Raw genomic sequence first — 14,833 nt, 5'->3', positions numbered from 1 at the left:
ACTTATCGAAGAATTTTTCTTTATTGTTGTATAAAAATTATTCCACGAATCATATTATTTTTATCTCTGACAATAGTAGATTTGAATTTCCCGCTCGGGTTTATATAATCTGGGTAATACTGATCTTCCGCACGCTTTAAATCTAAATTTTTACTATCTTTAGATGCAACCGCACCAGTCGTAGTATCAAATTTACTTCCATAAAACACACCTTCTTTTTCATATTCAGATGATGAGTTTTGTTGCTTTCCCGTAATTACCTGTATACCAAATTGCTCCTGATTCATATATTGCCTAACCGCATTCAGAACCTGACTTCCTGACAAAGTGGTATTGCTATACGTCTGATACTCCGTATCCGACAACTGTGTCGTAATCGCAGCCATCTTGGTCTGTCCTTGTTTCGCCGCATCCTGCGACGAGATCGTAATAATAACTACAATCGTAATCAACATAATGGTGAGGAATATCCCGGCTGCGACCCGTATTCCGACGCCTGTATTTTCTTCCATGAAAAAATCAATCCCCTCTTAAATGGTTTGTAATTGTGTTGATATATCACTTAGTTGTTTGAATGACATGTAAAGGAATGGGAAGACCAGATATAGTGCAATCAGCAGTGCACCTGGTGTCCAGCCAAATAACTTGCCATACGATGTTTTCTTTCGAATCAAACGCTCAAGGCGTTCCTTCTTCTGCTCAGCATAATACTCTTGTTCCATCTCCAGATCGTCAAACGCTTCACGTAACGATAGCTTATCTACCGCCTGCATTAGACGTTTCACGATTCTACCAAATGAATCGAACGGCGCATCCGATTTCAGCATTTTCAAGGCTTCCTCTGCACCACTATCATAATTGAGCAGACATTTTTGCAACGCTGGTCTGAAAATGATACTGTATCGTTCCATCCACTCAAGTACGGTCTCCACAGAGATCCGTTCAAATTCACACAGAATCGAGATAAGCACATGGAACTGGTCCACTTCATTTTGCATTTCCAATGCGCGTAACCGACGCTGAAATTGTAAAATCCAGATCGTGATGTAATAGCCTGTAACTCCAAAGCCTATGGCTATAAGGAGTTCCCACCATTTCAGATACTCATTGTTCACAACAGTTACTTTACCGATAATCCGATTGACGGTATTATTCATAGCCACATCTGTTAATGGCTCATTTGAATGAGTTTCTATGGACTGAACAACCTGTTCTCGCGTCAAATCTTTATTTGTCCGAAGATCTTCGATAATTTGGTTGTCCATTGTTGTTACCTGATTAGCACGCTCCAATTCATCAGCATTCATATATCCAAGAATGTTCGTTGCTTCTGACGTCGGTTTGCTGAATATATGGTGTACGCTGTTGTAATGTAAAAACACAGAGAACACAATTACACCAATAAACGCGGAGACAGAGATAACGATTCGGTGGATATACAACCATTCCAATGTTAGATGAGAGTTTGCCTCTTTGAGGAGCATGTTGGTTCGATGATGCTTCCTCGTATTTGGTGACGGGACCAATCGATCCACGATCCACTTGACCCAAGACCAAGAATATGCTTTCTTTTCCCACTCTTTTCGCGGACCCTTAGCTACATATTTGGCTTCATCATTCTCCGATAATTTGCGAATTAGCAAGTAACAGATTACAGCTGAAGCGTATATGAACATTCGAACTAAAAAACCAATTCTGCTGTCATAGAACTCTGTCGTAATTGGAAAATAGTTTTCCGCCCAACGCTGCAACGGAAACGACAGCAGGATTGGAATAAGTGCAAGTAAGGTCAATCCGCCTAATTTGTAACGTAATTTTTGCCTTCTCATCAGGTCATATCTGATCTCTTGCACGAATTTATTAATGGCATTCAGATACATGGAGCCCTTTTGAACGTTGCGGTCACCGTACTCCATAATTAAATGAGACACTCCGGAAAAAACTTTCAAATAACGGTTAGGCGCAACCGCATAGTATTTTTCCAGCTCTCGAGCAGGGTCCTTGGATGTTAATACTTCGTGAATCCTCTCCGTCTGGAGCTTGATGTCATGCGGTGACGATTGTGCAGCCTGGTACAAGGCCTCATCAACCATCCGTACTTCCTGATAATGATGACGATCATCCTCCAGAACATTCGAGAACTGTTTTAACAGACGATCTTCAACCCGGTTCACAAAAATATCGATGCACAATTCGTTTATAACGATAGCTGCTAACGCTCCAAAGAATAATGCCATCCAACTTTTACTGATTATTGCCAGTACAATAAGACCAATAATGATAGATCCTAACGTCAAATAGGTAATTCGCATCGTTTCTTTACGCAATGAATACTCATCGTAGGTGTTGATCGCAGTCAGACGTTTACGAATCTTCAGAATCTGTGACTTGACGATCGGAACCTTGATCAGTTGATGATATGATTTCTGGTAAAATACCAACAATTGTCGTGGTGTTTTTCCTGTTACATTTTTAGAAGAAGGCCATACATTCTCACGATTCTTCTTCCGCTTGCGATCTTTGAGAATAAGATAAAGAAGTATTCCGCCCGAAATAAGCAGGGCACCGCCCGCAATGGCAAAAATCCATATCCACTTATTCATTGAGCCTGCCCCCAGTGTGCATTCAGAAACTGCCCGAAGTTCTCACGATCTTCCTCGTTCATGTTAAACAACATTTTTTCGATTTTTTCAGGAGAGATTGGAGACACAGCAACGTATTCACCATTACGGTATTCAATGATATTTCGTGCATTCCATACTCTTCCGCTATTTCTTCTGTACGCTTCTCTTTGAAGATTGACCAAAGCGTCCAACTTGCTCTCAATAGAATCATCTTTAGATAACACTTCTTCATGCTCCAACGTATCCGATTCAAATCGAACAGGTGTGATCTCAGTTATTCGCTCAATGTAACGTTTACCGTTCATTTCCTTACGCATGTGAACATCCCATTGCACCGCATTTGCTACCTGTTCTTCTGCGATACGCTCATTCTGGAACACACCGGTTTTGAGCAATGAGTTCCGCAAAGACCATACCAATTCACGTGCAGAGGTCGCATGATGTGTAAAGATCGTAAACAGACTTGCTACCTGCGACATTTGAATCATCCAAGCTGCCACGGGGTCCGTAGCGACCTCCCCCAGAATGTTTACGGAACCGTCCGTTTTCTTCTGAAGGTCTAGTCCAGCTTGTCCAGCAATGTTCTCGGTTTCTCGCAATGCTAGTGAGTTACGTTGTGGATATAGTCTTCTTAGATGCAGCTCAAATGTCATCTCTTGAATCCTCAAAGTTAACGTAGCGTATATGTATTTAACTGAGGCCATGACCAAAGATGTCTTTCCTGAACCCTGAGGTCCAGTAAATGCAGTAACCTGCGCACCTTTCATCAGGTACTTAATCATATCTCTAGCTAATTCTGCATTTACGGCATCTTTGGATGAGATCAGATGATCTAATTTCATATTAGGTAGATCAAACTTCCTAACGAAAAATGCCCAACTCTCTGCAAATGGCGGTCGAACAACTACGACCCTGGATCCATCTTTCATTTCATTGACTTTAAAACCGTTCGTCTCCGTTAGTTGACCTGGATTGTCATACTTATAGATGTTCTGACATACCCTCTTCAATTCTAGGTCGGTTTCAAAACTTAAAAACGATAAATGGATAGACTTACCTCGAAAGAAAATCCATACACTTTGGTACCCTGGATACTTATATTGCTTCATTCCTTGTAGCAATGAAATCTCGTCTTCCACAATCTGCATATTGGTAGGAACACCTGATACACCACCAGATACGCCATCAATGGACATATCACGAATTTCGTCAATCACGCCAAACCCTTTGTAATGCTGGTATACACGCTGTACAACGATAGCTAACTTGTCATCAAACTCCAAACCACCACGTGCTTCTTTGACAAAAATGGAGTCAATCTCATCACCCGTAATTACATATGAATCTACCGTTCCATCTTCAATAACTTTTTTTGGTTGATCCAATTGATACTTATCGATCAACTTGGATAGACCTTGAAATCCGTACTTCTTCTTATATAAATGAAGCAAAATATCAAATTTATCTTGTTGTGTTAATTGATCTTCATCCTCAAAAGGAATGATTCTATCGATATTATCATCGTTAAAACCATAATTACGTTCCAAAAGATCAGATATAAATTGCTTAAGATAAATCTTCTCTTGTATGTCACCTGAAGTCGCATTTTTCATGGCACTTCTTAGCTCAGCTACAACTCCCAGACGACGATTGTATTCCTCGCTTGTCATCCCCATATCCAACAAGTTACTGTTTACGTACTCATTAATCATGGTTTTAACGTATTCAAGAAGGTAATCAAATTGGAACCTTTCTTCATTTTCATTTTTCTGACGTGTTCCAACCTGACCAGGCTTTCTGTTCAGCTTCAAGAATAAATACGCAATTAAAACAGCTACGATCAAAACAATCGCGAGGAAATTAATGGTGAAATTCAGTCCCATCTTAATTCCCTCTTTCAATTCGCTTCAGTTTGGTGTTAATACCAATCTCATGCAGTATTGTTTTTGCAGCACGGCCAACTTCCTGTATGAAGTAATGATTCTCATGACTGCTGCCAACAAATCGATTTCTAGCAAAGAAACCTTTAATGTCACCATCATTTAAATGATCTTTGAAGCTTGTATTATAGGGAATTGTCAATATAGGAGCTTTGAGCTTGTACTTGTTGGCTATATTTTTGATCTTATATTTTGACATAGGATCATACTGCGTCATAAGAAGCAGATGTGGCTTTTCTTCAAGTACCTCTGGCCAATGATTCCTTTGATTGTCAAAATATTTTTCTAGTACACTTATATTTTGATTCACACAGATAATCACCAAATCTGCATCGCTGATCAGGCTGTTAGAGACCTCGTTATCCTGCCCACTTCTAGCATCCAAAAGTGAAATGCCATAGTATTCTGCTGCCATACGAAATACCATATTCACAGCTTCGATCGAACCCTGTTGTGGTCGATTAAGACGTTCACTTCCCCAAAGAAGGTCCAAACGATTGCGCTCTACCATTAGTGTATAATTTTTAACACTATTACGTTCAAGCTTACTGCTCTTCGCAACACGTTCTAATGAGTCAAGTCCCAATCCACCAATGGCAAAAAATTGCCGATTATATTGATTAATTGTTTTATTGAAAAACCGCTCCATATCTCCGTCCGTCCGCTGCGGCTGAGATACTAAAGTTCTCACATCATACTCCAACCCGATAAATGCAGCCAAAGCAGCGGTTGCACTGGTTACGCCTAATCCATGCTGCATGCCCCATAATGCAATTTTACCCATGTTAATTACTCCTTTCGGCCCGCTTCCATAGTGCGTTAACTTTTGACGTTTCCAACCCAAGGATGAACTCTATCACCTGTTTAATGACTAGCTTGTATGAACTGGACATACGTTTGACCATGACTGTATTTTTATATTGATTAATAATCTTCAGTGTCTGATCACGTTCATCAGGATAATAAACAAGACTTTCTTTCCACGATAAAGGTAGTTCATCCAGCAGACTATCCATATATTTTTCGTCCAGATGATTACTAACCTCATAAATAACTTTCGTTAATGGAATGTTAACAGAGGATAACTTTTCTCCCTGGAAGTAAGCGCGAATAAGATTAACGTTTTTCTGAATAACAGGATTCTCATAGGAAGTCACAACATAAACAAAATCCACTTCTGGCCAATCAACCAACGAAGCCTCGTCATTACAATCTATGAGTACAAAATCATATTTCTGTTCTTCCAAATTACGCATCAGTCCCTCATACGAGTGGACATCTTCCATAACATCAAATTGATCATGAGTGTTCATCGTGAGAGATTGATCAATTTTAGGGAATACGTATTCGTAATCCTTATTTTGCGTTGCATCTACAAGCAGCACCCGATGATCCATCGACAACAATTTACCAAGGTACATCATAAAATCCGTTTTATCATAGTGCCCAATAACAAGTATTTGCTTCATCTCGGTCTCCTTATTTACTGTGCAGGTTCACGTGTATTGCTATCTTTGAACATACCATCTGATTCTGAAGTTGCATTTGGTGCATTCCCAGTATTACTTTGCTGATTCATATCCGCTGGATTTTCATTCATCAGAGAATTATCTTGCTGGGATGTTGTTGCGTTCCCCTGTCCTTCTGTCTCAGTAATGTACTCCCTTGAGTTCATCTCCGTCGTATTACGTCCACTGATATACTTTTGTCTGTCTTCATCACTCATGGACTGAAGATCTTGTTCTAATTTTGCTCTTACTTGTCGTTCGAGAGCCGTGGTTGCTAATCCAACAATATTAGGATTAGATTCAATGAGATCCAATACTTTAGGATTAGATGGATAGTTGATGATTGCACCATCTTGCATGTAAGGATCGACATAACTTAATGCATAGATAGAGGCATCATTGATGTAAGCATCCACAATAGCACTTGACATCGTCAAAATTTCTTTTTCAGTCATTTTGTACCATATTGTTCCATTGTTTAAATCTTCTACTTTTTTCTTAGAAAGTACTATGTAATCCTGACCTGTTGCAAAACGAATCCGAACATCTACAAATTCATCTTTTCTCAACTTTAAAGGAAGCTGTACTAGACTAAACTCTTGGTTTCTAAGGTCATTTGGTGTTATTCCATCTTCAAACAACATTGGTGTGGTGATAATAGAGTTTTTCTGAAGATCAATCTTAATCCTTTTCCCTACAATCTTTGCTTGCTCTACTGTATTTTGGGGTACCGTACTAACCGGTACAACTAGAGAACTCACGTCATCTTCTGTAATTAAATCTCCGGCCTTATGATCATCATTCAGTACGATCACTTTCATCTTATCTTCATTCAACTTCTTCTGTGCATCTTGAAGTTGTTGCTCAATCTGAAGTGTTCGCTCAACATATCTTCCTTGAATATAGTCAATAATAAAATAACCAGCGATAACACAAACAAATAAAATGATCGCCCCCCCAATGGAAGCGGACAGAAGCAACTGCTTCTGCCTAAAACGAATCTTAGACATAACGAACTCCTCTCAATCCAACATGATTAAACTTAATTATTCACGACCAATAATATAATCAAAACAATAATAATAACGATGCACAGTCCGAGGACACCATACAATAATGCTTTTGAAGATATCTTCTTAGAGTCCCCCATGTAACTTTTCATCAACTTGTTTAATACTGAGTCTGTATCTCCTTGATGTTTATAGGGATCAGCATGTGGTGGAATTCGATATACGAGATTCCCTGGAAGATCTTTTCGAATATCTTGGATACTGAGATTTTCTACAAATGGTACACAATAAACCCAATTAGACTGATCCATTTTTTTATGTAAATCTCTAAATCTTCTAATTTTCCCTTGTCGCCATTCGCTACCCGCACCCAGCACAATGTTCACACTCGCTCTGTAGAACTCTTTACTCCAGTCACTCTCTTCAAAGCTCCCGATATCTAAAATTAAGTAGTCATGTCCTGCTGTAATCAGATGGTTAATATCCAATTTGTTATTATTCTTGTAATACTCCACGCCCTCTATAGAGAAGTGAATGTTATTGCTTTTGAAATCCTGTGTTCCTTCATATGCGTTCTCAATACTTGTAAAGTCACTTGAACTATTTGCCTCTACTAAACCTACTGAGTAGCCTTTACGTTTTAAATAGTTTGCAATTAATATACTCTGATGAGTTGAACCGACTTTGGATTCAACACCCATAACCGCAACTAAAATGGTTCCGATAATCCGATCTTTCAGAATTATTCTCTCTTGAATCGGCACATCTGGAAGTTCCAAATCCATAACATCTGATGAGTCAAAACTGCCAGCAGAGGTTAATTTCGCTGTATAGCGATAAATGCGATCCTTTATTTTTTCAAGATCAGAATCATTGGATTCCCAATCCTCTTGTCCACTACCAGTTACTTCGCCTGGATTTGGCAATAAATTGCGCAGTGCTGGAATAATGGACTTCGGCTTCGTTCCTGGCGAGGTTGTAACAACGTTGATCCCCATATCTGCCAATTCATGAACGACTCCGTCATCCTCATAACGATCAAGAGCAATGACAATAATTCGAGTATTTGAACGCACTGTTCGATATTGACTAATTCCACGTAGAAAAGTATTCGAATCGGTGCAGTCTAGATCAGTTATAAATGCATTGATGTTAATTCTAGCTACAGCTTCGCAAAATTCGATAAACTGACCACTCTCAAAGCGACCTACTTTTTCAAAACTAACATCTGTATTCCCTATGGCTTCATGCACTAGCGTAGAAGCTTTACTGGAAATGATAACCGCATTCACTATGGTTGCCTCCATTAATCCGCTAAAATTTTACTTTGGTCTAGATCAAAGATTCTATTAAGCCCACTTTGCTTCGTTCGAACAGCGCCCTCTTTCGCCTCACGGATATGGTCATCCAGTGTAAATTCAGGCTTAGTGTCAATATACCCAATCAGTACAGTACTTGAGGCTTCAACATCAATTTTCATCCTCATGGAGTTAGCCAGCTCTGCTAATGGCAAATTAGAACTTGTTATAAGAGCCACAATGACATCGCTTTGGTAACGTCCAGCAAATCCAATACCTTCCAAGATCCTTCCCACGGCTCTTCCCGCTCTCTTAAAAGACTCTTCTTCCGAAATGTGGGTTGGATTCTGAATTTCTATGTACAATACCCCAACTGTCTTCCCTTTGGATAAAGCTTGATTAGCTTGGTGAATAAAATGTTTTTGCGTGAATAAACCTGTTACCTCATCCCGTGTTGATGTGTATGTCGCAGCTTGCATAACCCCAATAATCTTTTCAAAAATCATCGTAAATACTATGAAGCTAGCAAAAACACTCAAAATCAAACTAATTTCTGCCAATAGTTCATAACCTGTAAATGCACTCGATAGATGCAACAGTAGCTGCATTGCAAAAAGGATCGTTACCATAAAATACTGTGGATTTAGCCCAACAGCCGGAAAAATCTTAACGAGTGTATACAATGTCACACCTACTACAGAAAGAAACACTAAAAAGGAACTCATTTGTACGGGTAAAAATAAAGACATTGCGGCAGTAATCAAAGTAACCGCAGTTCCGCCTAAATGTACATAAAGTTTGTCTGTTCGTTTGTTGTAGTAAAGTCGAAATATCCCGATTTGAGCAATTACCATTCCAGCTGAGTAAAGTGATAAGAAAAACATATATGCAGACATAAGCTTGTGAGGCATTAGAGCCATACCTACATTTGCAAATAACATTAAAGAAAAAGCTCCCAAAAACTTTAAGTATGTTGGGTTTCGCCATTTCCTGTACATTAAAAATCCAATGATAAATAAAACAATATTAATAGACAACATAGAACCAATTGTTAACTCTCCAAAATCCCCCATGTATACCTCCAAGCCATTTTCTTAAAAATTATGAAATTATATGAATTTTACAATTCCAATTTACCAATCATTTTTCCCAATTCAAACTATATCAATTTCTTATCTAATTTGGTTCTTAGTACCTAAGATTTGGATAAATAAGTAACAGCAAATTAAATAATAGACTCATTTCAGCAATTTTACAACATATTTTTGTTATTTATGACCAATTGTGCCTAAGAATATAGTCCTCCATTTTCACAATAGTCCTAGACATTATTTATTTTGTAATCGGAATTTCCTTTTTCATTTCCAATTAAATTGAACGGTATTTTAAAAAAAGAAATTTTCAAGTGTGTATTGAACAAAAAAACTGCCAGATCAATTGATCTAACAGCGTTTTCTTGGATATTTAACCCACTTGTTCTATAGTTTTTCATATTGCTCTTGTCACAAAATAAATGATTAAATAGTCTAAAATTACTAGTAATTTGCATTACGAATCCAACTTGCTCCCGAGTGTAATACCCGAATCCTCGAAGTTCTCCACCGCCGTCTTTTTTTCATAAAAGTGTACGGCATGTTGCATGATTCCTTCTCTTGTGTAAAATGAGTCTTCCGCCCTCAGTGGAAAAACAACCTTTTCTCCGGTACTCGCCGATTTGTAAATGCCTACAATCAGTTCAAGTGTATTCCGTCCACTATTCCCATCCACCAGTAGCGGTGAACCTGTCTCAATAGCATTTAACACATTCTCAACTTGCCCAGCGTGACCGACATGGATAACATCCGGTAATTCGTCAGCGAGCTTCTGAATCTGTTGCTCCAATACTCGATTTGATTCCGGAAACCCGTTACTCCGTGAGGTAGAAGCAACCACTTTCCAAGGTGCAGACACTCGGGCTTCCTTGCCCTGAAAAATTAACTGTTGCTCCTCTCCGTGATGTACGACCGAACTGGTAATCATGCCAAGCGCACCTGCCTGAAAACGGAGCATCGCCATGGATATATCCTCGACTTCCGCATTATCATGCGCCGTATTCGCCATCATGGCCTGCAATTCCATCGGAGGTCCCATCATCCATAACATGGCATCAATATGATGCACCGCATGATTAAGGGTACAGCCTCCACCTTCTTTTTCCCATGTACCGCGCCACCACAGATCATAATAATTGTGCCCACGCCACCAGAACGAATCAACCTGCACATGTACTATGGGGCCCATCTGTTTACTGTCTAAAACACCTTTCAGTTTCATCATCGGTGTCGTAAACCTATTCTGAGCTACAACAGATAGTAGCCTGCCACTTTCTTGCGCTACTTTCAGCATCAGATCCGCTTCCTCCAAGGAAGATGCCATCGGTTTTTCGACCAATACATGCGCACCTGCCTGCATGAAATCACATGCAATAGAAGCATGCGTATATGGCGGTGTACAGATGGATACCAGATCAATGTTTTGGGTAAGTAATTCCGTATAATCCGTAACGACTTGTGCACCTTCCAGTCCATATTCGTTCATTCGCTTCTGTGCTTTATCCACGTACATATCGACCACAGCCACAATCTGACATTGCTCAGGAAATGCCAAGTATGCCGAGATATGTGCTCCACTAATTGCTCCTGCGCCGATAATCGCCACTTTTAACATCGTTGCATACCTCCCTTATTCCCTTCACAATACACAATAATAAAGCGCTTTTATGCGTTCATCTTGTGCTAAAATGAAACTATCTTGCGCATGATAAGGGAGGTATTCATGATGTCCATCATCCTGGGAGAACAATTTAACTTGGCTTGTCGTCGTACTTCCAAGACTACGTTTCGCGAAGTGTTCCATGCTCATTCGCAGCTGGAGATAACCTATATCCACGAAGGATACGGGCAGTTGATAACCGAAGGTCAGGTCTTCTCCCTTGAACCCGGTATGCTCATGATTTTTCGACCTTTTCAATTGCACCACGTCCAGATTCAGGTCTCCAGACAGCAGCCCTTCATTCGAACTGTACTCATGGTTGAGCTTGATCTACTGAAGACACATTGGTCGCATTTTATGACGACTCACCGTTTCATACATGACCTGCTGGGAGAGCAATCTCCGATTCAGCCGATCCAACTTCCTACCACTTCCCCACTCATTCAACGAATGGAACAATATGCCGATACATATCCGGGTCTGCCTCCCCACGAAGTAGAGGAGGATACACGTCTCTTTTTATTGGATCTGTTCGCACAACTTCGCTATCTGTGGCAAGACGGGCAGCAACGCCGCTCCGAAGATGTACTCTCGTCCAGTGCAAACGTTCTTCACCCTCATGCCGAAGCCATCATGCAGTGGATTGAACAGCATTACCAAGAGCCTTTTCGTTTGGAGCATATCGCAGATACTCTTCATCTATCTCCCTATCATCTATCTCATGTATTCAAAAAAGCGACTGGCACCACCATCATTGCTTATGCTCAAGCTACCCGCATTCGTCATGCCTGTGTGCTGCTCACTCGCTCCTCGCTCACCGTTCCCGAAATCGGTCACCGTGTCGGTATGACCAGCCCCTCCTACTTTTGCAAAGTATTCCGTAACGCCACAGGTTCTACACCGCATCAATATCGGCTGAAGGTGCAGGGGAGGAAGTAACAGGTCACAACATAAAGAAAGAAGCGAAAGAATTCACTTCTCCGCTTCTTCTCGTACAAACCGTTTTACTTGCTTCACCGTACATCAAGCCCCAACCGTTTCAAATAGGGAACTAGGCGTCTCTCTAGCTGCCTTAAATCATCCTTCTGTTCCGCTGACAAGCGTTCCTCATGGATACTTCCATCCTTGTACAGTATCATCGCTTCATACTTCTTCATTTGTTCATAGACAGACTTGAACTCACGATATTGTTCCTTGGTAAATGTCTTCTCTGCCTGTTCCAACTGTTCTGTCCAAAATTGCTGCTCGTCCATCAGTTTTTTGGAGGACCCCACACTCACAGCTTCCAGCTTCTCAAAAAACGGTTCCAGCTCAGCTACAAGAAGGTTATATCGTTCCTGCTCCACTGTACTCCACTGCTCTGGATGCATATTGCCTTGAGAATCAGTATGCTTCACGGCCATTTGCCCCATTTGCTTCAGCAAGTCCATGTATTGAACAAATTCCTCTTCGCTTAAATGGGCCTTGGCCGTCTGCAGCTTTGCTTCCAACCTCATATAATCCTCAGCTGTTCCTCCCATAGCAGCGATATTTTCCTCTGAACCATATATTCCGTCTGCCAGATAGGTGTACCCTGCGTAGGCTCCGGTGGGAATAATGAGTACAGCAGCCAAGAGCCCCGTGACCAGCCATTTTTTTCGATTTCTTCTGATGTGAGAATCACTTCGAATACCATCCATCATTTTATGTTTAATTCTCGCAGGAACGGACCATTCTTTAGTCTCTTCCTGGTAGGCTGTCCGCAACTGTTCATCGAGTTTCATGCAAATCCTCCACCTTTCCCCGCAACCTTGGATTCAACTTCTCTTTTTGTCTCAACTTCGCCAGCGCCGCATGTATACGCGATTTCACGGTTCCAAGTGGAATCTCCAATATGCCAGCAATCTCCTCTTGCGTGTATTCATTCAAATAATGAAGTGTAACCACCTGCTGCAGCTTGTACGGCAAACGGTGTACCTGTTCCAGCAGAGGACGATTTGCCAGTTTGTTGACCAGATCAGTGGAAAAATCATATTCCATACCAACGTCAGATTTCTCGATCCGCTTGCCAAACCGAAACTGCATCAATCTTTTGCGTCGATAACTCTGAACCTGTCGCATTGTCACCCCCATCAACCAGGGACGAAAAGCACGCTCCGCATCATATCGCGCCAATGATCGATACGCCTGAATGTAAATCTCCTGTACTACATCCTCCGCGTCAGACTTGTCCTTGATGAGAAATCGCACAGTGTGATATATCCTCGTCACTGTTTTCTCATATAATTCTCCATATGCTTCTTCATGCCCCGCCCGTATTAACGTTACAAGTTTTATGTACTCATCTTGCTCACTCATTATCCATCCCCCTCCTCCTTACACTATATATTGGCATGCCAGCATCATATCGTTCGATTTATTTATTGAATGAGTAGGTATGGCTGAATCTGATACAAAAGTGTCCTCTGGTGTTTATCATGATATAATATACCTAATTTTGATATAATTGGATGTTCTGCATCTGAGTTATAAGATCCCCTTTGGTCTTTTGATATTATCTATATCGATCGTCGGATTTATAATCGCCAGAACAAACCTTGAGCCCTACGCCACGGTATACAGACTTATTGGGATCTTGGTTATCTTACCATCTCTTTTTCTTTCGAAAGCGAATATAAGGGAGTAACTTAGCAGGGGTGGTCACTACTGTAATGAATTTTTTCAGCAAATTGTACTCAGAATATCTCCTGATTCCACGACCTTTACGTTTGTTGTTTCTATGGGGATGGATTGTTTTGTTTTTTGTTGCCGGTGCCAAATTCAGATGGTTCTACTTTCTACAATAAACTGATTTCAAAGAAGTCTGATCCCCTGGGACATAAAAAAGAGCTGAGTCGTCATTATGACGTCTCGACTCTTCTTTTATGCTCATCCTCTTCCTTGCAGATAAAGATATAGGTAATCAACTCGAGCTTGCTTATACGTTCCTTTTTGAGACAAACTTTATTTGATATTCAGAAATTCATATCACTTGATCACCGCTCCTGAATAGTTCTACCTGTTCAAGTCTTGCCATTAAGTTGGCAAGGCTTTTTTCTCTTGAACGTAAGTGTTTGGCTTTGCTTATGTATTCTTTAGATTTTCTTCAGATTTATGCTTATTAATTCCTTAGTTTTTTTCATTAAGATTGCTATATCAACAAGAGAGGAGGCAAAACAATGATCAGTAATACGATCTTAGAGCTACTACATCAGTATGGATATCTGATTTTTTATTTTGCCTTCTCATTAGGGCCTTTCGGCATTCCAATTCCGAATGAGATCACGATTATCAGCGGTGCCATTTTGAGCCACACAGGAGTTATCAATTCGTGGATCACATATTTCTGTATTTTATCGGGACTATTAACGGCCATTACCTTTGCTTATTTAGCAGGGAAGTTATTTGGAACCAAGATAAAGCACAGATTTCAACATCATAAACACTTCGTCAAGGCCGAACTCATCCTGAATAAGAGTGGCAATTGGGCGATGTGCATCGGTTTGTTCATTCCAATCGTGCGGTATGTTCTCCCTTTGGTCATTGGACTGAGCGGCGTCCAGTATAGAAAATTTGTTATTATCTCCTATTCCAGTGCTTTGTTATGGACCATTACGTATTTTACAGCGGGAATTTACTTCGGCGGCCCCATACTATCGACGCTTCATTTATTACATTTCTAAC

13 protein-coding genes are annotated in these 14,833 nt (G+C 40.4%); 2 read left to right on the top strand and 11 right to left on the bottom strand.

The features are described from left to right. Nucleotides 1-20: 20 nt before the first annotated feature. From FE296_RS03020 to FE296_RS02980, 9 genes are all read right to left on the bottom strand, one after another. The gene (locus FE296_RS03020; RefSeq protein WP_150364190.1) at nt 21-512 is read right to left on the bottom strand and encodes an ABC transporter permease; all 492 of its coding nucleotides are present in this window, start codon (nt 510-512) and stop codon (nt 21-23) included. Nucleotides 513-530: 18 nt separating this feature from the next. Further along, nucleotides 531-2,603: a hypothetical protein gene (locus FE296_RS03015; RefSeq protein WP_150364189.1), complete on the bottom strand. Its 2,073-nt coding sequence runs from the start codon at nt 2,601-2,603 to the stop codon at nt 531-533. Next, nucleotides 2,600-4,507, bottom strand: a complete 1,908-nt coding sequence (locus tag FE296_RS03010; protein ID WP_150364188.1) for a P-loop NTPase family protein — start codon at nt 4,505-4,507, stop codon at nt 2,600-2,602. Before FE296_RS03010 ends, FE296_RS03015 begins: the two co-directional genes overlap by 4 nt. A 1-nt stretch (nt 4,508) precedes the next feature. Further along, nucleotides 4,509-5,348, bottom strand: coding sequence for a hypothetical protein (locus FE296_RS03005; protein ID WP_150364187.1), 840 nt, complete (start codon nt 5,346-5,348; stop codon nt 4,509-4,511). Nucleotide 5,349: 1 nt separating this feature from the next. Continuing rightward, on the bottom strand, nt 5,350-6,033 hold the full coding sequence (locus FE296_RS03000; RefSeq protein ID WP_150364186.1) for a hypothetical protein: 684 nt from the start codon (nt 6,031-6,033) through the stop codon (nt 5,350-5,352). A 14-nt stretch (nt 6,034-6,047) separates the two neighbouring features. Continuing rightward, nucleotides 6,048-7,082 carry an SAF domain-containing protein gene (locus FE296_RS02995; protein ID WP_150364185.1) on the bottom strand — a complete coding sequence of 345 codons (1,035 nt, stop codon included), beginning with the start codon at nt 7,080-7,082 and terminating at the stop codon, nt 6,048-6,050. Between the two features lie 32 nt (nt 7,083-7,114). Beyond that, a complete protein-coding gene (locus tag FE296_RS02990) occupies nt 7,115-8,374 on the bottom strand; it encodes a hypothetical protein (RefSeq protein ID WP_150364184.1) in 1,260 nt (419 codons plus the stop codon). A gap of 14 nt (nt 8,375-8,388) precedes the next feature. Beyond that, complete coding sequence (locus FE296_RS02985; RefSeq protein WP_150364183.1) at nt 8,389-9,453, bottom strand: nucleotidyl cyclase domain-containing protein; 1,065 nt, start codon at nt 9,451-9,453, stop codon at nt 8,389-8,391. 475 nt (nt 9,454-9,928) lie between these two features. Next, a complete protein-coding gene (locus FE296_RS02980) occupies nt 9,929-11,086 on the bottom strand; it encodes a Gfo/Idh/MocA family protein (RefSeq protein ID WP_150364182.1) in 1,158 nt (385 codons plus the stop codon). Nucleotides 11,087-11,194: 108 nt separating this feature from the next. Between FE296_RS02980 and FE296_RS02975 the strand changes: the two genes are divergently transcribed. Then, nucleotides 11,195-12,070: an AraC family transcriptional regulator gene (locus FE296_RS02975; RefSeq protein WP_190945004.1), complete on the top strand. Its 876-nt coding sequence runs from the start codon at nt 11,195-11,197 to the stop codon at nt 12,068-12,070. 74 nt (nt 12,071-12,144) lie between these two features. On the opposite strand, the gene FE296_RS02970 is transcribed toward FE296_RS02975, so the two are convergent. Both FE296_RS02970 and FE296_RS02965 read right to left on the bottom strand, forming a co-directional pair. Further along, nucleotides 12,145-12,894 carry a DUF3600 domain-containing protein gene (locus tag FE296_RS02970; RefSeq protein ID WP_150364180.1) on the bottom strand — a complete coding sequence of 250 codons (750 nt, stop codon included), beginning with the start codon at nt 12,892-12,894 and terminating at the stop codon, nt 12,145-12,147. Next, nucleotides 12,881-13,468 carry a sigma-70 family RNA polymerase sigma factor gene (locus FE296_RS02965; protein WP_150364179.1) on the bottom strand — a complete coding sequence of 196 codons (588 nt, stop codon included), beginning with the start codon at nt 13,466-13,468 and terminating at the stop codon, nt 12,881-12,883. The genes FE296_RS02970 and FE296_RS02965 overlap by 14 nt, the downstream gene beginning before the upstream one ends. An 860-nt stretch (nt 13,469-14,328) precedes the next feature. Between FE296_RS02965 and FE296_RS02960 the strand changes: the two genes are divergently transcribed. Continuing rightward, the gene (locus tag FE296_RS02960) at nt 14,329-14,832 is read left to right on the top strand and encodes a DedA family protein (protein WP_124117421.1); all 504 of its coding nucleotides are present in this window, start codon (nt 14,329-14,331) and stop codon (nt 14,830-14,832) included. The last annotated feature ends 1 nt before the right edge of the window (nt 14,833 follow it).

The organism is Paenibacillus sp. UASWS1643, assembly GCF_008693195.1.
GTDB lineage: Bacteria > Bacillota > Bacilli > Paenibacillales > Paenibacillaceae > Paenibacillus > Paenibacillus amylolyticus_B.
The sequence above is the reverse complement of the archived record's forward strand: the minus strand, read 5'-3'. Positions and strand labels throughout refer to the sequence as shown.